The 25861-nt window shown below is 42.4% G+C and carries 26 protein-coding genes; 24 read left to right on the forward strand and 2 right to left on the reverse strand.

What is annotated here, in order from left to right; all coding sequences use genetic code 11:
• Position 1 precedes the first annotated feature (1 nt).
• Positions 2-451, reverse strand: coding sequence for a DUF5684 domain-containing protein (locus tag H8Z82_RS10550; protein WP_186995087.1), 450 nt, complete (start codon positions 449-451; stop codon positions 2-4).
• Between the two features lie 118 nt (positions 452-569).
• Positions 570-1529: a bile acid:sodium symporter family protein gene (locus tag H8Z82_RS10555; protein WP_186995088.1), complete on the reverse strand. Its 960-nt coding sequence runs from the start codon at positions 1527-1529 to the stop codon at positions 570-572.
• A 329-nt stretch (positions 1530-1858) separates the two neighbouring features.
• On the opposite strand from H8Z82_RS10555, the gene H8Z82_RS10560 reads away from it, so the two are divergent.
• From H8Z82_RS10560 to H8Z82_RS10670, 24 genes are all read left to right on the forward strand, one after another.
• A complete protein-coding gene (locus H8Z82_RS10560) occupies positions 1859-2554 on the forward strand; it encodes a response regulator transcription factor (RefSeq protein WP_118610433.1) in 696 nt (231 codons plus the stop codon).
• Between the two features lie 80 nt (positions 2555-2634).
• Positions 2635-5283, forward strand: coding sequence for a sensor histidine kinase (locus tag H8Z82_RS10565; protein WP_186995089.1), 2649 nt, complete (start codon positions 2635-2637; stop codon positions 5281-5283).
• Between the two features lie 154 nt (positions 5284-5437).
• A complete protein-coding gene (locus H8Z82_RS10570; RefSeq protein ID WP_186995090.1) occupies positions 5438-6325 on the forward strand; it encodes a ribokinase in 888 nt (295 codons plus the stop codon).
• A 329-nt stretch (positions 6326-6654) separates the two neighbouring features.
• Positions 6655-6816 carry a hypothetical protein gene (locus tag H8Z82_RS17735; RefSeq protein WP_330607927.1) on the forward strand — a complete coding sequence of 54 codons (162 nt, stop codon included), beginning with the start codon at positions 6655-6657 and terminating at the stop codon, positions 6814-6816.
• Positions 6817-6818: 2 nt separating this feature from the next.
• Positions 6819-6932, forward strand: a complete 114-nt coding sequence (locus H8Z82_RS17740) for a hypothetical protein (protein ID WP_330607928.1) — start codon at positions 6819-6821, stop codon at positions 6930-6932.
• Positions 6919-7206 carry a helix-turn-helix domain-containing protein gene (locus tag H8Z82_RS10580; protein WP_173743347.1) on the forward strand — a complete coding sequence of 96 codons (288 nt, stop codon included), beginning with the start codon at positions 6919-6921 and terminating at the stop codon, positions 7204-7206. Before H8Z82_RS17740 ends, H8Z82_RS10580 begins: the two co-directional genes overlap by 14 nt.
• Positions 7207-7280: 74 nt before the next feature.
• The gene (locus H8Z82_RS10585; protein WP_186995091.1) at positions 7281-8006 is read left to right on the forward strand and encodes an acyl-[acyl-carrier-protein] thioesterase; all 726 of its coding nucleotides are present in this window, start codon (positions 7281-7283) and stop codon (positions 8004-8006) included.
• A 157-nt stretch (positions 8007-8163) separates the two neighbouring features.
• Positions 8164-8859 carry an L-ribulose-5-phosphate 4-epimerase gene (locus tag H8Z82_RS10590; RefSeq protein ID WP_019160331.1) on the forward strand — a complete coding sequence of 232 codons (696 nt, stop codon included), beginning with the start codon at positions 8164-8166 and terminating at the stop codon, positions 8857-8859.
• Between the two features lie 263 nt (positions 8860-9122).
• On the forward strand, positions 9123-9962 hold the full coding sequence (locus H8Z82_RS10595) for a CvfB family protein (protein ID WP_186995092.1): 840 nt from the start codon (positions 9123-9125) through the stop codon (positions 9960-9962).
• A 137-nt stretch (positions 9963-10099) separates the two neighbouring features.
• On the forward strand, positions 10100-13567 hold the full coding sequence (locus tag H8Z82_RS10600; RefSeq protein WP_186995093.1) for a DNA polymerase III subunit alpha: 3468 nt from the start codon (positions 10100-10102) through the stop codon (positions 13565-13567).
• A 75-nt stretch (positions 13568-13642) separates the two neighbouring features.
• Entirely contained in the window at positions 13643-14641 is a 999-nt protein-coding gene (gene pfkA, locus H8Z82_RS10605; protein WP_186995094.1) for a 6-phosphofructokinase, read from the forward strand.
• 3 nt (positions 14642-14644) lie between these two features.
• Positions 14645-16039: a TrkH family potassium uptake protein gene (locus H8Z82_RS10610; RefSeq protein WP_243176447.1), complete on the forward strand. Its 1395-nt coding sequence runs from the start codon at positions 14645-14647 to the stop codon at positions 16037-16039.
• 28 nt (positions 16040-16067) lie between these two features.
• Positions 16068-16721: a potassium channel family protein gene (locus H8Z82_RS10615; protein WP_186995095.1), complete on the forward strand. Its 654-nt coding sequence runs from the start codon at positions 16068-16070 to the stop codon at positions 16719-16721.
• A 9-nt stretch (positions 16722-16730) separates the two neighbouring features.
• Positions 16731-17510, forward strand: coding sequence for a TrmH family RNA methyltransferase (locus H8Z82_RS10620; RefSeq protein ID WP_186995096.1), 780 nt, complete (start codon positions 16731-16733; stop codon positions 17508-17510).
• Positions 17511-17531: 21 nt separating this feature from the next.
• Complete coding sequence (locus H8Z82_RS10625) at positions 17532-17969, forward strand: NfeD family protein (protein ID WP_019160338.1); 438 nt, start codon at positions 17532-17534, stop codon at positions 17967-17969.
• 23 nt (positions 17970-17992) lie between these two features.
• Positions 17993-18928 (forward strand): SPFH domain-containing protein, encoded by a 936-nt coding sequence (locus H8Z82_RS10630; RefSeq protein ID WP_186995097.1) that lies wholly within the window; start codon positions 17993-17995, stop codon positions 18926-18928.
• Positions 18929-18974: 46 nt separating this feature from the next.
• Entirely contained in the window at positions 18975-19976 is a 1002-nt protein-coding gene (gene argF, locus H8Z82_RS10635) for an ornithine carbamoyltransferase (protein WP_173743356.1), read from the forward strand.
• A 2-nt stretch (positions 19977-19978) separates the two neighbouring features.
• Complete coding sequence (locus tag H8Z82_RS10640) at positions 19979-20788, forward strand: biotin--[acetyl-CoA-carboxylase] ligase (RefSeq protein ID WP_019160341.1); 810 nt, start codon at positions 19979-19981, stop codon at positions 20786-20788.
• A 30-nt stretch (positions 20789-20818) separates the two neighbouring features.
• Positions 20819-21184 (forward strand): DUF6145 family protein, encoded by a 366-nt coding sequence (locus H8Z82_RS10645; RefSeq protein WP_186995098.1) that lies wholly within the window; start codon positions 20819-20821, stop codon positions 21182-21184.
• Positions 21185-21249: 65 nt separating this feature from the next.
• Positions 21250-22206 (forward strand): tRNA dihydrouridine synthase DusB, encoded by a 957-nt coding sequence (gene dusB / locus H8Z82_RS10650; RefSeq protein WP_186995103.1) that lies wholly within the window; start codon positions 21250-21252, stop codon positions 22204-22206.
• A gap of 244 nt (positions 22207-22450) precedes the next feature.
• Entirely contained in the window at positions 22451-22933 is a 483-nt protein-coding gene (gene greA, locus H8Z82_RS10655) for a transcription elongation factor GreA (RefSeq protein ID WP_019160344.1), read from the forward strand.
• Positions 22934-22970: 37 nt separating this feature from the next.
• The gene (lysS, locus tag H8Z82_RS10660) at positions 22971-24998 is read left to right on the forward strand and encodes a lysine--tRNA ligase (RefSeq protein WP_186995099.1); all 2028 of its coding nucleotides are present in this window, start codon (positions 22971-22973) and stop codon (positions 24996-24998) included.
• Positions 24999-25228: 230 nt separating this feature from the next.
• Positions 25229-25696 (forward strand): DUF6075 family protein, encoded by a 468-nt coding sequence (locus H8Z82_RS10665; RefSeq protein ID WP_118401274.1) that lies wholly within the window; start codon positions 25229-25231, stop codon positions 25694-25696.
• On the forward strand, positions 25683-25847 hold the full coding sequence (locus H8Z82_RS10670; RefSeq protein WP_182432180.1) for a hypothetical protein: 165 nt from the start codon (positions 25683-25685) through the stop codon (positions 25845-25847). The genes H8Z82_RS10665 and H8Z82_RS10670 overlap by 14 nt, the downstream gene beginning before the upstream one ends.
• Positions 25848-25861 lie beyond the last annotated feature (14 nt).

The raw sequence follows: 25861 nt of genomic DNA on the forward strand, positions 1-25861 counted from the left end.
TTTATTTATCTGGTCCATAATATCTGTCATCGCCGAAGCCAAGGATCAGCATGAAGATTGGCGGTAAGAAGATAAGGCCAATGGCGAATCCTGTGCCTCTGCCGAAGGCTCTTGCAAGCTTAATGCTGTACATAATGCTGATGACGACAAGTATGATTTTGATCAGTATGACGAGCATGTAGACTGTTAAGCTTTCGCCTGTTTCCAGAGTTCCCTGCAGGTAAGAGGATACGATTCCCAGGATGAGAGTCAGCCAGAAATATGCAGGCTGCCATGCGATTTTATAAGAAATATAATCGCCATATATTGGAATAATACTTTTCCATCCGGCCTCCCCTGCTTTGGTAAAGATTCTCCAGTTGGCAATGATCTGCAGAAGCCACCATGCGAATGCAATCATCAGATACATACCGCCCAAGAGCATCAGACTGCTGATAGCTATAAGTCCCATTTGAATTTCCTCCTGTTCTTCTTAAAAATATGATGCATGTGAAAAAATATAGTATTGACATAGTCAAGTAGTTAAATTAATTAAAGCACATTCGTATTTTTTCGTCAATTATTATGGATCAAATATCTTCTTTTTTACATTGTGACATTTGTACCCGGCGCACAAGGCTTCCGTAAAATGCTGCCAGAATCTGCTGGAACAGGGTTCCGATCATAACCGGAAACAGACATTCTGCAGGAAAATATGCACCGGCGATCACTGCACCAGCGCTGATATTACGCATACCGGAGCCATAGATCATAGAAACGGTAGCTTCCTTATCCTGCTTCGTCATGATGGCAATCAGCCAGCCAATGGCATATCCGCTGGCAGACAATACCAGAATTATAGCTGTTACAGCCAGACGTTCTCCATTTAGATGCTTTATATAGGGAGAAACCTTGGAGGAATTGGAAGTCACCACAAAAATCAGACACATTTTTGAAAAAGGTGCAAGTTTTTTTGGCCAGGTTTCCATTACTTTTCCATGACTGAATTCATTAAGGCACATGGCAATCACTGCCGGAAGAGCAATCATAAATACCAGTTCTTTCATCATTCCTGCAGTATCCATTTTTATATTGGATCCAATTAGGATTTTCAATGTGGTAGGGATCAAAAAGGGCGAAAGGATTGTATCCAAAATGACCAGTGAAAGGGAAAGGGGATTGTTTCCATTATAAATGGATACCCACATCAGACTGATCACTGCTACGGGAACTGAAAATTCCAGTACAATCCCAGTAATATAATTAATATTTTTCGGAAAGAGCAGATGTCCCACACCACAGGCAGTCACCGGGATCAGAACATGGAGAACCAGAAACATCAGGATCAGAGGAAGTGGCCGTTTAAATACATTTGCTATATCCAGAAATCTGGATTTCAGTGCTCCGATAAAGGTCATAAAAGCAAAAACATAGGTGACATAAGGTACACCATGTTTTGCAAACTCCGGAAAAAGTACGCCCACCATAAGGCAGACCGGCGTTACAAAGGGCATCCATTTTTCCATAAAGCTGTTAAATTTATTGAGCATATTACACCTCGGATTTGATTTGTTGATTTTTCTTTTTTACAGTTTATCACAAAAAAGCGTAAGTACAAGAATGATTTGGTAAGTGCAGGTATATTTTATGGAAGTAATATATGTGAGATGATATAATGAAACATCAGAGTGCGTTTGAAAAATGTTTTCCACAAGATGCACGATGAGTAATCATAAGAAAATCTTAAGAATTTGTCCCTTTCATATTAAGATGCTTTGATTATTCTAATATTATAGCAATTCCATAAAATAAGAAGCCGGAGTGTCTGTACATGAGAGATTTCAGACAGGCATTTCGGATGATGAGGGAGGTGTGTAAAGTGGCGAATATTCTGGTCTGTGATGATGATAAAGACATTGTAGAGGCAATCAGTATTTATCTGGAGCAGGAAGGCTATACGGTCCTGAAGGCATACGACGGTGTGGAGGCGATTAACGCATTGCGCAGTCAGTCGGTGGATCTGCTGATCATAGATATTATGATGCCGAAGCTGGATGGCATCCGGGCTACTTTGAAGATAAGGGAAGAAAATCCTCTTCCGATCATTATTCTTTCTGCGAAATCAGAGGATGCAGATAAGATCCTTGGATTAAATGTAGGGGCAGATGATTATGTAACCAAGCCCTTTAATCCCCTGGAACTGGTGGCAAGGGTGAAATCACAGCTTCGAAGATATACAAGGCTGGGAGCAGCAATACCTGTGGAGAATGCTCATATCTACGAGACAGGAGGTCTGAGCATAAACGATGACCTGAAGGAAGTCAGGGTGGACGGTGATGTAGTGAAGCTGACACCTATTGAGTACAATATCCTGTTTCTTCTGATGAAGAATCAGGGAAGGGTATTTTCTATTAATCAGATTTATGAAAATATCTGGAATGAGGAAGCAGTTGCTGCAGATAATACGGTGGCAGTGCATATCCGGCATATCAGAGAAAAAATTGAGATTAATCCAAGGGAGCCAAGATACCTGAAGGTTGTGTGGGGGCTTGGATATAAGATTGAAAAAATTTAACCGAATCAAGTAGCGAAGCGGATGATTTTATCCGCTTGACAAAGCAATAAATTAAATAAAAAAGGAAAGGGACAAACATTATGAAGGGAAAAGGATACAGAAGCAGTTCTGTCAAGGCAATCTGGATCGTGATCGCGCATCTGGCAGCAGTTGCAGCAGCAGTCTGTGCAGCTATGTTTGTGATGATCTATCAGACTGGAATCCGCCTGGATGACAGAGGCAAAAGTTACACAGAATCAGAAGCATTTGAGAAACAGGTCAGCAACAGAGGATCAGATATTCTGGTCAGTCTGGCAGCGCAGGATGACATTAACTATCTGAAAAATGCTGGTTCATCGGCAGTGATCGATCTGGCAGAATTTGAGGAAAAAGGAAACACCCGTGATTCCATCAGAGACCTTTCTCTGAAAAATACTTCCGGGCTTGCGTACTCTGTAAGTGATCTTCTGGAGTGGGGAAAAGACTGGGAGGCAAACTATTATGAAGGTGTTTATGACGAAGATTCACAGGTCATAAGATGTGAATCTTCTGACGGAACCAGCCACTATTTTTATCGGACTGACTTTAAAAAGATGGTGGCAGATGGAACACTGAAAATTAATTACAATACAGATTTTCTTGAAGAAGATGATTTCGAATCAAAGACCGAGTCCGAGAAACTGGATACCGTAGCAGATGAACTTTATTACAGATATACCTCACAATCAGAGAATATCGGCAACGTTACGGATACCAGAACAAACACAGAATATCCGGGATGTTTTTTCGTAGAACTGAGTCAGCTGGACGAGAAATTTGCACCACAGGGAGCTGAGAATATCCTGGATGCGGTAAACAAAAGCACGGAATGGAATGGGAGACTGGAGGATGCATATAAGGAGTTATTCACACTTCTGGACTGCATCCGTGCCATACAGTCAGATGAACAGTTCAATGATTATGAAACATCACTGGCATCCGTCTTTCACAGCGTGGGAGACTATACCGAAGGGAGTACCAACCTCACATATCTTTTCGCAGATAAAGAAACACAGACAATCTATACAAATAAAAAAGCGTACAGCAGTTACGCACAGCTGGAGCAGAACCTTGAGAAAATATTTAAGGAAAAAGCATATGCAGTTGTTTACCCGGAATTAAGTAAGTGTGTTACAAATATTCCAGATGCAGATCTGCAGGTGTGGAATCATACCATTGATCAGAGCTTTGACACAAAGAATTTTGTATTTGCAGTTTCGGTTGATACGAAATTTTCTGTGGCAGATTCCATGGCTGATGAGGCAGAGAACTATGAGACATATTCAAAGCTTATGTTTCCGATGCTGGCAGGAGCAATCTTTGGAAGTGTGCTCTGGCTGATCGGCATGGTGTGGCTGACTGTGACAGCAGGAAGGAAACCGGAGGATGAAGAAATCCATCTCAATGGATTTGACAGATGGTATACAGAAATCGCGGCAGGAGCAGTGATCGGTATATGGCTGGCAGGAATGATCCTATCGGGAACTTTGATCGCCAACTCATCATTGGGTTACAGTCATGTAGTAGTGACAGTGATTGTTACCTGTCTCATATGTGGAACTTATACAATGGCATGGTTTTTGATCGGATATCTCAGCCTGGTAAGAAGAATAAAAGCAGGAACCTTATGGAAAAACAGTCTGATTAGAACAGTTCTGAAATGGATTGGAAAATGCAGTGGGAAGCTTGCCGATTTTGCCAGAGCTTTTTCCAGAAATACAGCAGAAAAAATAAAAGTTCTGCTTGTGGGAGGTGCATTTTTATTTTTGCAGTTCCTGATCATCGGCTGCGTATTCAGTGGTGCAGGAGTATTCCTGCTGGCATTGATGGCTGTAGATGTGGCTGCTATAATTTTTGCCATCAGAAAAGCGGACGGGCTGGATCTTATTATGGATGGTCTGAAGAAAATAAGCGATGGAGAACTGCAATATAAGATCAAAACAGATACACTTACAGGAAAACAGAAGGTGATGGCAGAATATATTAACAATATTGGCAGTGGTCTGGATGCTGCTGTGGAGAACAGCCTGAAAAAGGAAAGAATGCAGACAGAACTGATCACAAATGTTTCCCATGACCTGAAAACACCTCTGACTTCCATTATCAATTATGTAGATCTGATGAAACGGGAAAATCCGACAGATCCGAAAATACAGGAATATTTACGCATCCTGGATGAGAAATCCCAGAGACTGAAGGTGCTCACAGAGGATGTGGTAGAGGCATCCAAGGCAAGCACAGGAAACATTAAGCTGGAGATGAATGATATTGATTTTGTGGAAATGGTGCAGCAGGTGATCGGAGAATTTGAAGAGAAATTTCAGGAAAAGAATCTGACTATGATGGTACATTTCACAGATGAACCCTCCATTATTTACGCAGACGGTCAGAGGATGTGGCGTGTTCTGGAAAATGTATTCGGAAATGTTGTGAAGTACGCAATGGAAGGCACCAGAGTTTATGCAGAAATCAGCAACAGAAATAAAAAAGTAACGTTTTCTCTGAAAAATATTTCAGCACAGTCTTTGAATATCTCTGCAGATGAACTGACAGAACGGTTTATCAGAGGAGATGTGGCGAGAAATACAGAAGGAAGCGGATTGGGTCTCTCTATTGCAAAGAGCCTGACAGAGCTGCAGGGCGGTGAGTTTAAGCTGTATCTGGATGGGGATCTGTTTAAGGTGATGATCACATTTGCGGCGAAAAAATAAAAGTAAGGGAAATAGATTGGAAAAATTCTCTGGTAAGTATGGGATATGTCTGATAAAATAAATATAATAGCATGTCACAGTGTTGGCAAGGATACAGAACAGTTTGTAGATGTAGGTTATAGTATCGGCATATTTATAACAGGGAGGTTTTTACATGAAGGTATTAAATTATGGTTCATTGAACGTGGATTATGTATATTCTGTGGATCACATTATTGTAGGAGGAGAAACACAGCATTCTTCCAAGCTGGAGGTTTTCAGTGGGGGAAAGGGACTGAATCAGTCCATAGCTCTGGCGAAGGCAGGTGTGTCGGTTTATCATGCGGGAATTGTTGGATCAGATGGGGATATTCTTCTGGATGCATGTAAGGAAGCGGGGGTAAATACCAAATATATCCGCAGGTTGCCGGTTAAGGGTGGACATACTATGATCCAGGTGGATAAGAATGCACAGAACTGCATTATTCTCTATGGCGGAACAAATCAGATGCAGACCAGAGAATTTGTAGACGAAGTGCTTGCAGATTTTGGTGAGGGAGATTATCTGCTTCTTCAAAATGAGATCAATATGCTGGATTATATTATTGATCAGGCATATGAGAAAAAAATGAAGATTGTCATGAATCCATCTCCATTTGATGATAAGCTGATTACCTGTGACCTAGGCAAGGTTTACCTGTTTTTGCTGAATGAAATTGAGGGTGAACAGATTACAGGATACAAGGATAAGGACCAGATTCTGGATGCCATGGCAGAGAAATTTCCCAATGCCCGTTTTGTATTGACACTGGGCAGCGATGGAGCTGTTTATTATGATGGAAAGGAAAAAGTCTTCCAAGATATTTTCAAGGTAAAAGCTGTGGATACTACAGCTGCAGGTGATACGTTTACCGGATATTTCATTGCTGCAGTTATTGAGGGCAGAAGTGTTCAGGAGGCTCTGAGGATGGCTGCCAAGGCTTCGTCCATTGCAGTTTCCAGACCTGGGGCAACTCCTTCTATTCCGGCAATGGATGAAGTGAAAAGAGAACTGGGGATGTAGGATTTTAACCGAATCAAGTAAGTCCCCTGCTTCAATTGCGAAAAGCAATAAGCAGTGGGTGGGGACTGAAACAGAATAATGAAAGAATAGAACAGGCAGATGCTGAATATGTAGCTGTCTGTTTTTTTTTCTTATGTCGAAAGATTAGACTTGTGGTATATTGTATCTGAGAGTATAATAAAAACTATATTTCTGAATTATTTATAGATAAACATTCTTGGCAGTTCTGCCAGAAAAAATCCCAGTTTATATAACAATTTGTAAAAAAATGAGTCAGTAAATGATATTGACATTATGGTATATATACCATAAAATAAAAGAGGTATTGAATGAAAAATTTTGAAATAATTTTTTATGAGGCGATAAATGGAGAATGTCCTATAGAAGAGTTTCTAAATTCTCTTGATAAAAAAATGCGTGCAAAGTTAATAGGAATGATGGAAATGATATCACAAGAGTTTTATATTTTTTTATTTATGAGAGAAAGATAATATTGACAAATGGTTTTATAAAAAAGACCAGAAAAACACCAATAGAACAAATTCAGACAGCAAAAGCAAGGCGAAAAGATTTTTTAGAAAGGATGGAGAAGAATGAAAACGTTTGAAGATTATAAAAAGCAGCAAATGCAGGATCCGGAATTGGTCAGGGAATATGAAGCAATTCAGCCGGAGATGGACGTAATCAGGGCTATTGTTAATGCAAGAACTTCTCAGAATCTGACACAAAATGAGCTGGCTAAGCGAACTGGTATTAATCAGGCGGATATCAGTAAACTGGAAAATGGAACAAGAAATCCATCTGTAAATCTATTAAAGCGTCTGGCAGAAGGAATGGGAATGAGCCTTAAGATAGAATTTATTCCGAAGCAAAAGGTATAGATTTATCTATATGAGATAATAGAAGTGAAACATATTAAAAAATTACAGTGACATAAGAAAAGAGGACACAGAAGATGGACTACAGTTTTAACAGCAGAGTTAGATACAGTGAAACAGGTGAGGATGGCAGGTTGACATTGCCGGGAGTTTTGAATTATTTTCAGGATTGCAGTACATTTCATGCGGAGTCGATCGGGCTGGGCGGCAATGTACTGAAAAACAGAGACAGGGCATGGGTTCTTTCTTCCTGGCAGGTGGTTGTTGAGGAATATCCGGTGCTGGGAACGGAAATCAGGATCAGGACTGCACCATATGCATTTAAAGGATTTATGGGTATGCGTAATTTTGTCATGGAAACAACTGATGGGAAAAAGCTTGCCTGGGCAAACACCAACTGGACATATCTGACGATCAGCACAGGAATTCCCACAAGACTGACTCCGGCAGATACAGATGGCTATGTACTCAGTGAAAAACTGGAAATGGATTATGCTCCGAGAAAAATCAAATTGCCGGAAGACATGATACCGCAGGAAGCTTTTGCTGTGCAGAAACATCATCTGGATACGAACCATCATGTGAATAACTGTCAGTACATTTGTATGGCAGAAGATTTTTTGCCCACAGATTTTGAAATATATCAGATGCGTGCAGAATATAAAATGCAGGCAAAGCTGGGAGATGCTATCTGTCCGAAAGTGAAAACAGAAGCTGAAAAGATAGTTGTATCACTGGATGACACAGAAGGAAAGCCATATGCGATTGTAGAATTTCAGCATAAGAAGCAGGAGATATTGTAATTTTTTAAAATAGTGAACATACAAGTTGGTACATGTACCGTACAAGTGCTATAATACAGATACCAAGAGATTTTCCGGGTGGGATATGCAGAAAAACCGGAACATCTGAAAGCTATTGTAAAAGAATATCTGAAAAGCAAAAGGAGAGGTACGAATTATGCTGGAGAAATTAAAAGAGGAAGTTTACAAAGCAAATATGGATCTTCCCAAATACGGACTTGTTACATTTACATGGGGAAATGTAAGTGGAATTGACAGAGAATCAGGACTTTTTGTTATTAAACCAAGTGGAGTTGACTATGATCTTCTGACACCGGATGATATGGTCGTTGTAGACCTGAACGGAAACAAGGTAGAAGGAAAATACAATCCATCTTCTGATACAGCAACTCATGTAGAACTGTACAAAGCGTTCCCGAACATTGGCGGAGTTGTACATACACATTCTTCATGGGCAACAAGCTGGGCGCAGGCTGGAAGAGCAATTCCATGTTATGGAACCACACACGCAGATTATATTTATGGTGAAGTTCCATGTGCACGCTGTCTGGAAGGCAAAGAATTTGAAGAATATGAGAAAAACACAGGACTTCTGATCGTTGATCTGTTCAAGGATAAAGATTATGAAGCAGTACCTGCAGTACTTTGCAAAAACCATGGACCATTTGCATGGGGCAAGGATGCTCATGAAGCAGTACATAACGCAGTTGTTCTTGAGGAAGTTGCCAAAATGGCATCCCGCTGTGAACTGATCAATCCACAGGTAAAACCTGCTCCACAGGATCTGCAGGATAAGCACTACTTTAGAAAACATGGTGCAAATGCATATTATGGACAGGGTAATAATAAATAAGAGATAGAATTATCTGATGAAGAAGCGTAAGTATCAGTAAATGCTGGTTCGGACGCTTCTTTATTTTTTAACCGAATCAAGTAGCGAAGCGGATTGCGAATATCCACTTGATAAAAAAGAGAGTTCTCTCTATGCACAAAATACAAAGGTGGCATTGTGCCGCCTTTGTATTTTGTGTTATACTGAAATATAAAATTAATGTCAGTGAATGATACTGTATGGTGTATTTGAAAATATATCATCACAACAGAAATGGAGATTATATGATAGAGTTAGGGAAAAAACAGAAATTAACAGTAGTGAAGTCCGTAGATTTCGGTGTATATCTGGGTGAGGATATGCAGGCAGATGCAAAGAATCGTGTCCTTCTTCCGTCCAGACAGGTTCCGGAAGGAACAAAGGAAGGCGACAGCATGGAAGCATTTATCTACAAGGATTCTCAGGACCGTCTTATTGCAACAACAAAAGAACCAAAGCTTCAGGTAGGTCAGACAGCAGTTCTGAAAGTCTCTCAGGTAACAAGGATTGGTGCATTCCTTGACTGGGGACTGGAGAAAGATCTTCTGCTTCCATATCATGAGCAGACTCTAAAAGTAAGAGAAGGAGAGGATGTATTGGTAGCTCTTTACATCGACAAGAGCAGCCGTCTCTGTGCAACTATGAAAGTTTATCATTATCTTTCCACCAGAACTCCTTATGTAGTGGGAGATATGGTGAAGGGTCGTGTTTATGAGATCAGTGACAGATTCGGTGTATTTGTGGCAGTTGATGATAAATATTCTGCACTGATCCCAGCAAGAGAAGCCAAGGGAAAATACCATCCGGGCAAGATCCTGGAGCTGCGTGTCAGCGACGTAAAAGAAGATGGAAAAATGAACGTTACAGACCGTCAGAAAGCATATCTGCAGATCAATGAGGATGCAGAAAATGTCCTTGAAGTGATCAATGAATTTGCAGGTGTTCTTCCATTTGATGACAAGGCATCACCGGAAGTAATCCAGAGAGAATTTGGTTTGAGCAAGGGAGCATTCAAACGTGCCATTGGCCATCTGATGAAGGAAGGCAAAGTAGAGATTAAAGATAAGAGAATCTACGCGAAGTAAAAAGAACTGTATAAACATGGAAAAATAGTATGGTCTGGCATATACAATAATTTGCCGGGCGAAAATTTTTGGCGAAATAATTGCAGATAATATAACCGATATAATAGTTAAAGCATAAGAACAGGAGAGAAATAGAGTTGGAGTTTACACATCTTCATGTCCATACAGAATACAGTCTGCTGGATGGTTCCAATAAAATAAAAGAATATGTAGCCCGTGTCAAAGAGCTTGGCATGGACAGTGCGGCGATCACAGATCATGGAGTTATGTACGGTGTGATTGATTTTTATCGCGCAGCAAGGGCCGAGGGAATCAATCCAATTCTGGGATGTGAGGTTTATGTAGCTCCCGGATCCAGATTTGACCGTGAAGCAGGAAGCGGCGAGGACAGATACTACCACCTGGTTCTTCTGGCAGAAAATAATCAGGGGTATGCAAATCTGATGAAGATAGTATCAAAGGGTTTCACAGAAGGTTTCTATTATAAACCTCGAGTAGACCTTGCAGTATTAAAAGAATACCATGAGGGGATTATCGCATTAAGTGCCTGCCTGGCAGGTGAAGTGGCCAGATATCTTCAGAGAGGAATGTACGAAGATGCAAAGGCAGCAGCTCTTCGTTATCAGGATATTTTTGGTAAAGACAATTTCTTTCTGGAATTACAGGATCATGGAATCCCTGCGCAGAGACTGGTAAATCAGGAACTTCTCCGTATGCACGAAGAAACAGGGATTGACCTTGTGGCAACTAATGATGTGCATTATACAAGGGCGGAGGATGCTGATCCTCATGATATTCTTCTCTGCCTGCAGACAAACAAGAAACTGGCAGACGAGGACAGAATGCGTTATGAGGGTGGTCAGTATTATGTGAAATCTCCTGAGGAAATGGCAGAACTTTTCCCATATGCTCTGGAAGCATTGGAGAATACCCATAAGATTGCACAGAGATGTCATGTTGAGATTGAATTTGGCGTGACCAAGCTTCCAAGATTCGATGTGCCGGATGGTCTTACATCCTGGGAATATCTTAATAAATTATGCTTCGAGGGACTGGAGGAACGCTATCAGCCGGTTACAGAGGAATTAAAAACCCGTCTGAATTACGAATTATCTACTATAAAAAATATGGGCTATGTAGATTACTTCCTTATAGTATGGGATTTCATCAAATATGCCCGTGATCATGACATTATGGTAGGCCCGGGACGTGGTTCTGCAGCAGGAAGTCTTGTTGCCTATACCTTAGGCATCACACAGCTTGATCCCATACGCTATGACCTGCTTTTTGAAAGGTTCCTGAATCCGGAACGAGTATCCATGCCTGATATTGACGTTGACTTTTGCTTCGAAAGAAGGCAGGAGGTTATTGAATATGTCCGCCGTAAATATGGGGATGACTGTGTGGTTCAGATCGTTACCTTTGGTACTCTGGCAGCCCGTGGGGTGATCCGGGATGTGGGCCGTGTGTTGGATATGCCTTATGCACAGGTGGATTCCATTGCGAAAATGATCCCGCAGGAATTAAATATCACGATAGATAAGGCCCTTACTATGAACCCTGAGCTGAAAAAAGCATACCAGGAGCAGGATGAAATTCATTATCTGATCGATATGGCAAGACGTCTGGAGGGACTTCCGCGTCATACCTCCATGCATGCGGCAGGTGTGGTCATCAGCCAGAAGGATGTATCAGAATATGTACCGCTTTCCAGAGCATCAGACGGTTCTATTGTCACTCAGTTTACTATGACAACACTGGAGGAACTGGGACTTCTGAAAATGGACTTCCTGGGACTTCGTACCCTGACTGTGATCCAGAATGCAGTAAAGCTGATCCAGAAGGATGCAGGTGTGACTCTGGATATGCAGAAAATTGATTATGATGATAAAAAGGTCCTGGATTCCCTTGGTACCGGTCGTTCCGATGGAGTATTCCAGCTTGAAAGTGCGGGAATGAAGAACTTCATGAAGGAACTGAAGCCTCAGAGCCTGGAAGATGTGATCGCGGGAATTTCCCTTTACCGTCCGGGTCCTATGGATTTCATCCCTCAGTACATCCGTGGTAAAAACCGTCCGGATACCATCCGCTACGACTGCCCTCAGCTGGAGTCAATCCTGAAGCCTACGTATGGGTGTATTGTCTATCAGGAGCAGGTTATGCAGATCGTCCGTAATCTGGCAGGTTATACTCTGGGCCGAAGCGACCTGGTGCGCCGTGCAATGTCCAAAAAGAAGGCCTCTGTCATGGAAAAGGAGCGCCAGAATTTTGTTTATGGAAATGAAGCAGAGGGAGTTCCCGGATGTATTGCAAATGGAATTGATGAGAAAACTGCAAATAAGATCTATGATGATATGATTGATTTTGCAAAGTATGCCTTTAATAAGTCCCATGCAGCAGCCTATGCAGTTGTTTCCTACCAGACAGCATATCTGAAGTACTATTATCCTGTAGAATTTATGGCTGCACTTATGACATCGGTTATTGATTTCCCAAATAAGGTTGCTGAATATATTCTGGTCTGCAGACAGATGGGGATTAAGATCCTGCCGCCGGATGTGAACTGTGGAATGTATGGATTCTCTGTAGATAACGGTGCGATCCGATATGGCCTGTCCGCGATCAAAAGTGTGGGACGACCGGTGATCGAAGCTCTGGTAAAGGAGAGGGAAGATAATGGTCAGTATCAATCCCTGAAGGATTTTATGGAGCGTAATTCTTCACAGATAAATAAGAGAGCAATAGAGAATTTTATCAAAGCGGGAGCTCTGGATTGTCTGGAGGGTAACCGTCGTCAGAAAATGATGGTCTACCAGCAGATTTCTGACAGTATCAGTCTGGAAAAAAAGAACTCCCTGGCAGGTCAGATGAGTTTGTTTGATCTGGTGAGCGATGAAGAAAAAAAAGAATTTGAAATCAGGATGCCCAATGTAGAGGAATATAATAAAGAAGAAATTCTTGCTTTTGAAAAAGATGTGCTGGGCATTTATCTGAGCGGACATCCTCTGGAGAGCTGCAGAGGAATAATGGAGAAAACCATCACAGCCAGAACCTCGGATTTTCAGCCAGATGAGGAAACAAACCTGCCAAAGGTAATGGACAGTCAGAAGGTTATTATTGGTGGAATGATTACCGAGAAAACTATAAAGTATACAAAAAATAATAAAGTGATGGCATTCCTGACAGTGGAGGATCTGGTGGGAACAGTAGAGGTTGTAGTATTTCCCAGAGACTATGAGAAAAGCCAGAGTCTTTTGAATGAAGACGGAAAAGTTTTTATACAGGGAAGAGTCTCTGCTGAAGATGACAAGGCCAGTAAGCTGATTCTGGAGAAAATCAGATCTTTTGATGATGTTCCGAGAGAGCTATGGATACAGTTCGACAGCCGCAGTGACTATGGTGAAAAGGAACCACAGCTGCTCCGGGATCTGCAGCTGTCTTCGGGAAATTCCGGTGTGGTGATCTATCTGAAGGATGTAAAAGCCATGAAAAAGCTTCCTATGAACTGGCAGGTACAGATACAGGAGCCCTGGCTGAGTCAGATGAGCGAAAAATATGGTAAAACCAATGTTAAAGTTGTAGAAAGAGGATTGAAAAAATTTTAGAAATGCGCTAAACTAATACGCGAATATGTGTATAGTAAATTGAGATAATAGATTCAGAAGATGGAGGAAGAAAAGATGGCAGAAAAAAAGATTAAAACCATTGGTGTCCTCACCAGCGGTGGTGACGCACCTGGAATGAACGCTGCAATCCGTGCGGTAGTCAGAAGAGGTTTAAGCAATGGACTTAATGTAAAGGGTATTCTTAAAGGATACAATGGTCTGCTGAACGAAGAGATTATCGACATGAGCGCCAAGGACGTTTCAGATACGATCGAACGTGGAGGTACAGTCCTTTATACAGCACGTTGTGCAGAGTTCCGTACAGAAGAGGGACAGAAACGAGGTGCTGAGATCTGTAAGAAGCATGGTATTGACGGACTTGTAGTTATCGGTGGTGACGGATCCTTTGCAGGTGCACAGAAACTTGCAAACCTGGGTGTAAATACCATTGGATTACCGGGAACCATTGACCTTGATATTGCATGTACGGAATATACAATAGGTTTCGATACAGCTGTTAATACAGCAATGGAAGCTATTGATAAGGTTCGTGATACTTCTACTTCTCATGAGAGATGCAGTATTATCGAGGTTATGGGCCGTGGAGCAGGTTATCTGGCTCTGTGGTGTGGTATTGCAAATGGTGCTGAGGATGTTTTGATTCCTGAAAAATATGACTATGATGAGCAGAAGCTGATCAACAATATTATTGAAAGCCGTAAGAAAGGCAAGAAGCACCATATTATCATCAATGCAGAGGGTATCGGACATTCTGAGGCTATGGCAAAGCGTATTGAAGCTGCTACAGGTATTGAGACTCGTGCTACTATCCTGGGACACATGCAGCGTGGTGGAAGCCCTACATGTAAAGACCGTGTATATGCGTCAATGATGGGAGCTCTGGCTGTAGATCTTCTGATTGCAGGCAAGACATGCCGAGTTGTTGGATATCGTCATGGCGAGTTCGTAGACTTTGACATCAATGAAGCACTGGCTATGCAGAAGGGTATTTCTGATTACCAGTGGGAAGTATGCCAGTCACTTTCTCATAATTATGATAAAAATAATAAATAACAAATGAATAATAAAATGCAGTTAAATGACAGACTGCATAAATTAAATACTGCTCAGATAATTACTTTTGGTTTTGCAGGAGTGATTATCTTGGGGGGATTGCTCCTGTGGCTGCCGTTTTGTGCGGCGCCCGGGAATCATACTTCTTTTTCTGATGCAATGTTCACAGCGACTACCTGTGTCTGTGTAACCGGGCTGGTCACAGTAGTAACAGCATCACACTGGTCCATGGCAGGCAGAGTGATCATTCTGCTGCTGATCCAGATTGGAGGTGTGGGACTGATCTCCCTGGGCAGTATTATTTTTATAAGTCTGCGGAAAAAAATATCATTAAGAAACCGCCGTATTATACAAGAGTCTTATAACCTGGACAGAATGAGCGGGATGGTGGTTGTGGTGAAGAGAGTACTGCTCTGTGTTCTCGGAGCAGAGGGAATCGGGACAGTATGCTATGCTTTTCGGTTTGTACCGCAGTTTGGCCTGGTAAGAGGAGTTGGACAGTCTGTTTTTACAGCAGTATCAGCCTTCTGTAATGCAGGAATTGATCTGCTGGGTGAGGAGAGTCTGGCGCCTTATGTGTCCGACCCTGTTGTAAATTTTACAACTATGGGACTGATCGTTATGTCCGGACTTGGATTTGTGGTCTGGTGGGATCTTTGGGATAAGATAAAAAAAGTATTTCGCGGAAAGCTTTCTGTTGGCAGAATATATCGTTCGCTGCGGCTTCACAGCAAAATCGTTGTCACAATGACAGCGATTCTGGTTATAGGTGGTACGATGCTGATCTTTCTGTTTGATTTTCATAATCCGGACAGTATGGGCGGGTATTCCACAGGAACAAAGCTTATGGCATCCATGTTCCAGGCTGTGACAACCAGGACAGCAGGATTTTTTACCATAAGTCAGGAGCGGTTTTCCAATGCAACCTATTTACTGTGTCTGCTGCTGATGATTATAGGTGGCTCACCTATGGGTACTGCCGGTGGAATCAAAACGACTACCATTGCAGTCCTTGCAATGAGCCTTCTTGCAAATCTGCGGGGGAAAAACGATGTGGAAGCCCATAACAGGAGAATCAGGGAGAGCTATCTGCGCTCTGCGATTGTAGTGGCAGGTATGGGGCTTTTTACAGTATTTGTAATGAGTGTCCTGCTCTGTGCAGCTATGCCTGAAGCACCTGTGGCAGATGTGATCTATGAAATTACCTCTGCAGCAGCTACTGTTGGTCTGAGCCGGGGACTGACTCCACAGTTGAGTACAGCAGGTAAATGGATTGTGATTATTACCATGTATCTGGGAAGAATTGGTCCTCTGACACTGGGAACAGCGGTGACAGTACGTGCTCAGAAGAGATCTCCCAATGCACATCTGGCTGAGGAAGATATTATGATCGGTTAGGTTATGAATATAAGGAGGACGGCAGGATATGAATAGTAGATCCTATGCGGTGATCGGGCTGGGGCAGTTCGGGATGACAGTAGCACTTACATTGGCGGATGCCGGCTGTGATGTATTAGCTATTGATGACAGAGAGGAAAATGTACAGGACATTGCGGAGAAGGTTTCCTATGCTGTGAAAGCAGATGTGAAGGAACCGGGAATCCTGCAGTCTGTGGGAGTCCAGAATGTGGATGTGGCTGTGATCGCAGTGGCAGAGAATATGGAAGCCAGTATTATAGCCGCCATGCAGGTGAAGGAGCTGGGAGTACCTTTTGTAATGGCGAAAGCCATGAATGCACTTCACGGCAGAATCCTGGAGAAGATCGGTGCAGATAAGGTGATATATCCGGAGCAGTCCATGGGAGTCCGGGTTGCCAGAAACCTTCTGTCCAGCGGATTCTTGGATACCTTTGAATTGTCACCGGAGTTTAGTATGGCGGAATTTAAAATTCCTGACAGTTGGATTGGTAAAACTTTACGTGACCTGAAAATCAGAGAGAAAAATAAAATCAATTTGGTAGGACTGAAGCAGGGAAATGATGTAGATATTAATCCCAGTCCTACTGAACCGCTACCGGCAGACTGCACAGTGATGGCAATAGGAAAAAACGAGGACCTGAATAAGGTTTCCGGAAATTGAGGATAAAATATGATTACCAGTGTAAATAACGGACAGGTAAAAAATATTATACAGTTAAACCAGAAGACAAAAGCCCGGAGAGAACAAGGGCTTTTTGTTGCAGAGGGACGAAAGATGTTTGGAGAAGCTCCGGCAGACTGGATCGAGAAGGTGTACGTGTCAGAGACACTGACTTCTGATCCGGCATTGATGGAGCAGGTAGAGAAGCTTCCCTATGATATTGTGGCAGACTCTGTTTTTCGGCAGATGAGCGATACCCAGACACCCCAGGGAATCCTTACCGTGTTAAGAAGACCTTCCTATACTTTGGAAGACATTCTGGGAGGTAAGAATCCTTTGGTTATGGTTTTGGAGGATCTGCAGGATCCCGGAAATGCAGGAACTATTCTCAGAACAGGGGAAGGTGCCGGGGTAAGCGGGGTTCTTCTTACCAGAACCTGCGTGGATATTACAAATCCCAAAGTAATAAGATCTACCATGGGATCTGTCTACAGAATGCCTTTTCTATATGCAGAAAGTGTGGTATCATTGACTCAGAAACTGAAAAAACATAATATCCGTACCTTTGCCGCACATTTGAAAGGGCGCAATTCCTATGACCAGGAATCTTATACAGGAGGAACGGCCTTTCTCATTGGTAATGAAGGAAAAGGACTGACAGAGGAAGCAGCAAACAGTGCAGACTGTCTGGTCCGTATTCCTATGTGTGGAAAAGTGGAATCTTTGAATGCTGCTATGGCTTCGGGGATTCTGATGTACGAGGCTGCGCGTCAGAGACGGCAGCAGTAAGCCTTGGAAAGGGGGAGTTTCATGCAACCTTTGATCTGGTTGGGTATTCTGGCGGCACTGCTTTTTATAGAAGCGATTACCGCAGGACTCACCACCATCTGGTTTGCCGGAGGGGCATTGATCGCAGCGATTGCGTCTTATGCCGGGGCAAATCTGACAATACAGATTTTACTTTTTCTCTGTGTTTCTGTGGTACTTCTGATTTTTACCAGACCGGTAGCTATGAGGTATTTTAATAAAGAAACCGTACAGACAAATGCAAACAGTCTGATAGGGAAAAAAGCAGTCGTGATCCAGGAGATAGACAATCTGGCACAAACCGGTCAGGTGCGGATCAATGACATTGAATGGACTGCCCGGTCTGTGGATGACGGAGTAAAAATTGAAAAAGATACCATAGTAGAGATCCGGGAGATCCAGGGTGTGAAGCTTATCGTAAGAAAGACAGACCAACCGTAATTGAGAATAAGGAGGATAGAGTTATGGGAGGAGCAATATTTCTGATTGTAATTATTGTGATTGTAGCATGGGTGCTTGCATCCTGTATTCGCATTGTGCCGCAGGCATATGCGGTGATCCTGGAGAGACTGGGAGCTTATCAGGCTACCTGGAGCACAGGTATTCATTTCAAGGTACCTTTTATTGAGCGCGTGGCAAGAAAGGTGAATCTGAAAGAGCAGGTTGTAGATTTTCCACCGCAGCCGGTTATTACCAAAGATAATGTAACTATGCAGATTGATACCGTTGTGTTTTTCCAGATTACAGATCCCAAGCTTTATACTTACGGTGTAGAGAATCCAATCATGGCTATTGAGAATCTGTCTGCTACAACATTGAGAAATATTATTGGTGACATGGAACTGGATGAGACCCTCACTTCCCGTGAAACCATCAATACCAAAATGAGAGCTTCTCTGGATGAGGCTACTGATCCATGGGGAATTAAGGTAAATCGTGTGGAGCTGAAAAACATTATTCCGCCGGCTGCCATTCAGGATGCCATGGAGAAGCAGATGAAAGCAGAGCGTGAGCGTCGAGAAGCGATTCTGATCGCAGAAGGTCAGAAGAAATCAACAATCCTTGTGGCAGAGGGTAAGAAACAGTCTGCGATTCTGGATGCAGAGGCTGAAAAACAGGCAGCGATCCTTCGGGCAGAGGCTCAGAAAGAACGTATGATCAAAGAGGCTGAAGGTCAGGCAGAGGCAGTACTGAAAGTACAGAATGCCAATGCGGAAGGTATCCGCATGATCCGTGAGGCAGGCGCTGACCAGGCAGTGCTTACACTGAAGAGCCTGGAAGCCTTTGCCAAGGCTGCAGACGGAAAATCAACCAAGATCATTATCCCTTCAGATATTCAGGGAATCGCCGGTCTGGCAAGCTCTCTGAAGGAGATCGTCACTGAGCCGGAGAATAAATAATATTAACGAACAGCAGTAAGCAATTGACATCGAGGAGAAGATTATTATGAACTTAAAAGGAAGAAATTTTCTGACATTAAAAGATTTTACACCGGAAGAAATTACCTATCTGATCGATCTGGCCGCAGAGCTGAAGGCAAAGAAAAAAGCCGGAGAGCTTCATGAATATTACAGAGGAAAAAATATTGCACTTATTTTTGAAAAAACAAGTACAAGAACCCGTTGCTCCTTTGAGGTAGCTGCCCATGACCTAGGAATGGGAAGTACCTATCTGGATCCTTCAGGATCTCAGATAGGAAAGAAAGAGAGCATTGCAGATACAGCCAGAGTTCTGGGAAGAATGTATGATGGTATTGAATATCGCGGTTATGGCCAGGATATTGTAGAGGAACTTGCAAAATATGCCGGAATTCCTGTATGGAATGGTCTGACAAATGAATATCATCCCACACAGATGCTGGCAGATATGCTTACGATCCGTGAGCATTTTGGAGATCTGAAGGGACGTAAGCTGGTATATATGGGAGATGCCCGCTATAATATGGGAAATTCCCTGATGATCGCCTGCACAAAACTGGGCATGCATTTTGTAGCCTGCACTACAGAGAGATATTTTCCAAATGCAGAGCTGGTAGCGCTGTGTGAAAAATATGCCCAGGCTTCCGGCGGAAGTGTTACTCTGACAGAAGATGTGGAGGTAGGAACAAAGGATGCAGATGTGATCTATACAGATGTATGGGTTTCTATGGGAGAGCCGGATGAAATCTGGGAAGAGAGAATCCGTGACCTTACACCTTATAAGGTAACAGCACAGGTTATGAAAAATGCCGGTGAGAAAGCAATCTTCCTTCATTGTCTTCCTGCTTTTCACGATCTGAAGACAAAGATTGGCAAAGAGATGGGTGAAAGATTCAATCTGACAGATATGGAAGTGACAGACGAAGTATTTGAATCTGCACAGTCCAAGGTATTTGATGAAGCTGAGAACCGTATGCATACTATCAAAGCTGTGATGGTTGCTACTTTGGGAGAACCGGAGAAGGAATAATCGTGTTAAAATCAGCAGAATATAATGAGAAAACAATATCACAGGCAATCAAGACAAAATGGGCGGGCAAAACCGTCTATTTTGCTGAAAAGGTGGATTCTACCAATTCCTGGATCAAGAGACTGTCAAAGGAAGGGGCAGAGCACGGAACTCTGGCAGTAGCAGAGTTCCAGTCTGCAGGCCGGGGACGTTTTGACAGGAAATGGGAAGCGCCGGAGGGCAGTTCTGTTATGATGACGATTCTCCTCCGTCCGGAATTTGAACCTCAGTATGCATCTATGCTGACCCTGGTCATGGGACTTGCTGTTGCGCAGGCAGTGGATGAGTTAGGATTTAAAGTAAGTATTAAGTGGCCCAATGATGTGGTGCTTTCCAGAAAGAAAATCTGTGGGATTCTGACTGAGATGGGAACTAACGGTACAAAGATCGGTTATGTACTTATCGGAGTGGGAATTAATGTGAATCTTTGGGAATTTCCGGAGGAAATGCAGGATAAAGCAACTTCTCTTGCTATGGAAAGTGGACAGGAGTATGACCGTAATCAGATCATCGGGCTTGTGATGAAACATTTTGAAGAGGATTATGAGCGCTTCATTCAGACCTGTGATTTTGAAAATCTTCTGGAAGAATACCACAGGATCCTGGCTAATCTTAACCAGCCGGTAAGAGTTCTTAACGGTGCAGACAGTTTTGAAGGAGTTTCCAGAGGAATTGATACAAAGGGGGAACTTCTGGTAGAAAAAGCGGATGGAACAGTGACAAAGATCAGCGCAGGGGAGGTATCTGTGCGGGGATTATACAGTTATGTATGATTGAGAAATGTATTAGGAGGAAATATTTTTATGTATCAGGATAATATTGTGCTCTGTGGTGCAAGCGCTTATGAGCAGAAATTTTATTTTAACCAGGATTTTAATGCCCTTCCGGATCATGTGAAAAAGGAATTGCAGATTATGTGCGTCCTTTTTACAGAGGATGTGGGAGGAATTCTTACATTGGAGTTTGCACAGGATGGAACTCTGGAATTCAAAACAGAGGCATTAGAGGCAGACGCCCGTTATGATGAGATTGGCAGTGCTCTGAAAATCAAGCAGCTCCAGACTGAGAAAAAAGAACTGCTGGAATCTCTGGAAATGTATTATAGAGTATTTTTCCTGGGAGATATTACAGAGGATGATTTGAAAAAAGTTCCGCATAGCGAGGAATAAATATGGAAGCAGGATTAAAAAAGGCACAGTGTAACCACAGACAGAAGGATATCCGGGGAAGGGATATGAGCTGGAAAATTGGCAATGTACGAATTGAGAATCCGTTTGTACTGGCACCTATGGCAGGAGTGACGGATATGCCATTCCGTACACTGTGTAAGGAACAGGGAGCGGGATTAATCTGTATGGAAATGATAAGTGCCAAAGCCATTTCTTTCCATAATAAAAACACCATTGCCTTGATGAAAATTGATCCCTGTGAACATCCGGTATCCATGCAGCTTTTTGGCAGTGAGCCGGAATTGATGGCAGAGGTTGCGAAATCCATTGAGGATAAGGATTTTGATATTTTGGATATTAATATGGGCTGCCCGGTACCCAAGGTGGTAAATAATGGAGAGGGCTCAGCATTACTGAAAAATCCGGAGTTGATTGTGCAGATTATAAAAAGTGTGTCTTCTGCCATTCAAAAGCCTGTGACTGTAAAAGTGCGTATTGGTTTTGAAAATGCACCGGTGGACATTGTGGAAATTGCCAGGCGGGCAGAGGATGCCGGGGCAGCAGCTATTGCTGTTCATGGCAGGACCAGACAGCAGTACTATTCCGGCACAGCAGACTGGGATATAATTCGTCAGGTCAAAGAGGCAGTTTCTATTCCTGTGATTGGAAACGGAGATGTAGATTCACCGTTGAAAGCGGAAGCACTGCTGAAGCAGACTGGCTGTGATGGAGTAATGATTGGAAGGGCTGTCAGGGGAAATCCCTGGATTTTCCGGGAGATGAACCATTATTTCCAAACTGGAGAGCTTTTATCCAGACCTTCCTCAGAGGAAATCAGGGAAATGATCCTGCGCCATGCCAGAGCGCAGATTGCGTTAAAGGGAGAGTTTACAGGAATCCGGGAAATGCGTAAGCATGTAGCCTGGTACACAGCCGGTATGAGACACAGCGCAGGATTGAGAAGAGCATCCAATACAATAGAAAGTTATGAAGCACTACAGGAATTGCTGATGAAATTATAATGTCAGCATTTATGTATTGTTGATTTTGGATACGTTACTGTGAACGGAGTGAACAGTAACGAAAAGTGCCCGGAATGCTTGACAATCCGGGGGCTTTTTTGTATAATACAGAAATTGTGAATATCCTAGAATAAGTCTGCCCTTTTTTAGGTATGATGTATCGGGGAACACATAAATCCATGTAATGATCCGGTTGCCATAAGTGCATGAGAGAATCCGGATATTGAAAGGGAGTAAGGTTATAATGGAAGAAAAGAAGAACTTACTGACTTATGCAGGACTTAAAAAACTGGAAGAAGAGCTGCATGATTTAAAGGTAGTAAAGAGAAAAGAAGTAGCAGAAAAGATTAAGGAAGCCAGAGAACAGGGCGATTTATCTGAGAATGCTGAGTATGATGCAGCAAAAGACGAACAGAGAGACATTGAAGCACGTATTGAAGAGATTGAGAAAATCTTAAAAAATGCAGAGGTTGTAGTAGAAGATGAGGTTGATCTTGACAGAATCAACGTTGGCTGCAAGGTAAAAGTACACGATTATGAATTTGAAGAAGATATAGAGCTGAAGATTGTAGGTTCCACAGAGGCAAACAGCCTGGAAGGCAAGATCTCTAATGAATCTCCTGTTGGAAAAGCACTGATGGGTGCACATACAGGTGATGTAGTAGAGGTAGAGATGCCGTCCGGAATCATGAAATACAAAGTTCTGGAGATTCAGAGAAATATATAAGACACAGAGAGACACAAATATATAAGGAGGAACCAAGGTGGCACAGCAGAAGCAGCAGGAACAGGATTTAAACCAGTTACTGAAGGTTCGCCGGGATAAACTGGCAGAGCTTCAGGCCAACGGCAAGGATCCGTTTCAGATCACAAAATTTGACCAGACACATCATTCACTGGAAGTAAAAGAGCTTTATGAAGCACATGAGAAAGAACTGTTAAAGGATCGTACAGAGCCGGACGTAGCAGATCTTGACGAAGAGCAGGCAAAGGAAGCCCTGAAGAAAGATTACGAAGAAAGAAGAAGCATTATGGATGCCAGTCCAATCCATGTATCTATTGCTGGCCGTATGATGTTTAAACGTGTTATGGGAAAAGCTTCTTTCTGCAATATCCAGGATTTACAGGGAAATATTCAGGTATATGTAGCAAGAGATGCTATTGGGGCAGACTCCTATGCAGATTTCAAGAAATCTGATATCGGTGATATCTTCGGACTGGAAGGCTTTGCATTCAGAACAAGAACAGGTGAGATTTCTATCCATGCAGAAAGCATGACTCTTCTTTCCAAGAGCTTACAGATTCTTCCTGAGAAATTCCACGGACTGACAGATACAGACACCCGTTATCGTCAGAGATATGTAGACCTTATCATGAACCAGGACAGCAAGAATGTATTTATCAAACGTTCCCAGATCCTGAAAGAAATCCGTAACTTCCTTGCAGACCGTGACTTCATGGAAGTGGAAACTCCGATGCTGGTTGCAAATGCAGGCGGTGCTGCGGCAAGACCTTTTGAGACTCATTATAATGCACTGAACGAAGATGTTAAGCTTCGTATTTCTCTTGAACTTTACCTGAAGAGACTGATCGTCGGTGGTCTTGAGAGAGTTTATGAGATCGGACGTGTATTCCGTAATGAAGGTGTAGATACCCGTCATAATCCGGAGTTCACTCTGATGGAGCTTTATCAGGCATATACAGATTATGAAGGCATGATGGAACTGACTGAGTCTATGTTCCGTTATCTGGCAGAGAAGGTTTGTGGTTCTGCGAAGATTTCCTACAATGGTATCGAGATCGACCTCAGCAAACCTTTTGAACGTCTGACCATGAATGATGCGATCAAGAAATATGCAGGAATTGACTTTGATGAAGTTGCAGATGATGAAGCAGCTAAGAAGCTTGCAGATGAGCATCATATTGAATATGAAGAACGTCATAAGAAGGGTGATATCATCAACCTGTTCTTCGAGGAATACTGTGAAAAAGAACTGATCCAGCCAACATTTATCATGGATCATCCAATCGAGATTTCTCCGCTGACAAAGAAGAAGCCTTCTGATCCGAATAAGGTAGAGCGTTTCGAGCTGTTCATTAATACATGGGAAATGTGTAACGCATATTCCGAGCTCAATGACCCGATTGACCAGAGAGAGCGTTTCAAAGCACAGGATGCTCTTGCTGACGCAGGAGATGAGGAAGCAAACCACACAGATGAAGACTTCCTGAATGCACTGGAGATCGGTATGCCGCCTACAGGTGGTATCGGATACGGAATCGACCGTCTGGTTATGCTACTTACAGACAGCCAGGCAATCCGTGACGTACTGCTGTTCCCGACAATGAAGTCACAGGGAGCTGCTAAGAACGAAGCAAACAATGCAGCACAGGAAACAAAGCCAGTTGAGAAGATTGATTTTTCCAAAGTAAAAGTTGAGCCATTATTCGAAGAAATGGTTGATTTTGATACTTTCAGCAAGTCAGATTTCAGAGCTGTAAAGGTAAAAGCATGTGAAGCAGTTAAGAAATCCAAGAAGCTGTTACAGTTCACTCTGGACGATGGAACAGGCACAGATCGTACCATTTTAAGCGGTATTCACGCTTATTATGAGCCAGAAGAATTGGTTGGAAAAACACTGATCGCTATCACAAACCTGCCACCAAGAGCTATGATGGGAATTGATTCTTGTGGAATGTTACTTAGTGCAATCCATGAGGAAGAGGGCGAAGAAAAACTTCATCTTCTGATGGTTGATGACCATATTCCAGCAGGTGCAAAGTTATACTAAAAATCAAAAAATGTGTTTGTAAAAGTTGCATACTACAACAAAAGTACAACAAATTTTTGTTGTATAATACGTGATAACACTTGATATTACGTTGTTGTGCTTATGAATTGAGCTTTATAAATGTATCGCAAGGACATTTTCCTAAGAGAAATTTTAGGGAAGTGTCCTTTTTTTGTTGTAGTCGAAATCCAAATTAAAGTAAAAAATAACAGTTTAAAGGAGAAGAAGCAATGACAAACACAGCGTTAAGAGCAGGGAATAGCAATTCTCGCACAATTACTTTCAAGAGCAAGGAACACGAAAAATTTTATATGGAATATCTGAAAAAATGCAGATATCAGGATGTCTACCATCAGGCTCTGGTTTATTGCCTGGGTATTGACAGAGATACGAGAAATAATGTGGATAAAATCTATAATTTTAAAACTGGATGTGTAAAAACGGAATGCCTGCAGGAAGGATGGCAGACCAGTGGAAGTTTACGGATCGTCCGCATGGCATTTAATCTTTACTGCAATGGGACACCAAGTGTCGGAGATTATGAAGCAGAGGAAGATCAGTTAAAAGAGTGCCAGTATTATACCGTAGAAGATCTGTTTTGCTGCGGATATGCCCGGTATTTTTGGGAAGCCATTAAAATCCGTTATCCAGAGTATTGTTTTTACAAAGACTGGGAGGATATGTATGCTGAAAATTAGATTACAGGGTACTTTAAAGGATATTCAATGGTTCCGTCGTATTTTGGAAAAGCATAAAGAATTGGATATTCTGGAAGTATCGGATGCTTATGCGAATAAAGGAACAAACAAATATTTTCGTGTTTATGTTGAAGTAGAAGAAAAAGAATAAATCGGAGGAAAGTA

Source organism: Blautia difficilis (genome assembly GCF_014297245.1).
Classification (GTDB): Bacteria; Bacillota; Clostridia; order Lachnospirales; family Lachnospiraceae; genus Blautia_A; species Blautia_A difficilis.

Coding starts and splice junctions, on each gene's coding strand:
- H8Z82_RS10615 (WP_186995095.1), top strand. CDS start 16,068: ATGAATAGTAGATCCTATGCGGTGATCGGGCTGGGGCAGTTCGGGATG.
- H8Z82_RS10620 (WP_186995096.1), top strand. CDS start 16,731: ATGATTACCAGTGTAAATAACGGACAGGTAAAAAATATTATACAGTTA.
- H8Z82_RS10665 (WP_118401274.1), top strand. CDS start 25,229: ATGACAAACACAGCGTTAAGAGCAGGGAATAGCAATTCTCGCACAATT.
- H8Z82_RS10625 (WP_019160338.1), top strand. CDS start 17,532: ATGCAACCTTTGATCTGGTTGGGTATTCTGGCGGCACTGCTTTTTATA.
- greA (WP_019160344.1), top strand. CDS start 22,451: ATGGAAGAAAAGAAGAACTTACTGACTTATGCAGGACTTAAAAAACTG.
- H8Z82_RS10630 (WP_186995097.1), top strand. CDS start 17,993: ATGGGAGGAGCAATATTTCTGATTGTAATTATTGTGATTGTAGCATGG.
- H8Z82_RS10670 (WP_182432180.1), top strand. CDS start 25,683: ATGCTGAAAATTAGATTACAGGGTACTTTAAAGGATATTCAATGGTTC.
- H8Z82_RS17735 (WP_330607927.1), top strand. CDS start 6,655: ATGAAAAATTTTGAAATAATTTTTTATGAGGCGATAAATGGAGAATGT.
- H8Z82_RS10645 (WP_186995098.1), top strand. CDS start 20,819: ATGTATCAGGATAATATTGTGCTCTGTGGTGCAAGCGCTTATGAGCAG.
- H8Z82_RS10570 (WP_186995090.1), top strand. CDS start 5,438: ATGAAGGTATTAAATTATGGTTCATTGAACGTGGATTATGTATATTCT.
- H8Z82_RS10550 (WP_186995087.1), bottom strand. CDS start 451: ATGGGACTTATAGCTATCAGCAGTCTGATGCTCTTGGGCGGTATGTAT.
- H8Z82_RS10590 (WP_019160331.1), top strand. CDS start 8,164: ATGCTGGAGAAATTAAAAGAGGAAGTTTACAAAGCAAATATGGATCTT.
- H8Z82_RS10595 (WP_186995092.1), top strand. CDS start 9,123: ATGATAGAGTTAGGGAAAAAACAGAAATTAACAGTAGTGAAGTCCGTA.
- H8Z82_RS10555 (WP_186995088.1), bottom strand. CDS start 1,529: ATGCTCAATAAATTTAACAGCTTTATGGAAAAATGGATGCCCTTTGTA.
- H8Z82_RS10610 (WP_243176447.1), top strand. CDS start 14,645: ATGAATAATAAAATGCAGTTAAATGACAGACTGCATAAATTAAATACT.
- argF (WP_173743356.1), top strand. CDS start 18,975: ATGAACTTAAAAGGAAGAAATTTTCTGACATTAAAAGATTTTACACCG.
- pfkA (WP_186995094.1), top strand. CDS start 13,643: ATGGCAGAAAAAAAGATTAAAACCATTGGTGTCCTCACCAGCGGTGGT.
- dusB (WP_186995103.1), top strand. CDS start 21,250: ATGAGCTGGAAAATTGGCAATGTACGAATTGAGAATCCGTTTGTACTG.
- H8Z82_RS10580 (WP_173743347.1), top strand. CDS start 6,919: ATGAAAACGTTTGAAGATTATAAAAAGCAGCAAATGCAGGATCCGGAA.
- H8Z82_RS10565 (WP_186995089.1), top strand. CDS start 2,635: ATGAAGGGAAAAGGATACAGAAGCAGTTCTGTCAAGGCAATCTGGATC.
- H8Z82_RS10585 (WP_186995091.1), top strand. CDS start 7,281: ATGGACTACAGTTTTAACAGCAGAGTTAGATACAGTGAAACAGGTGAG.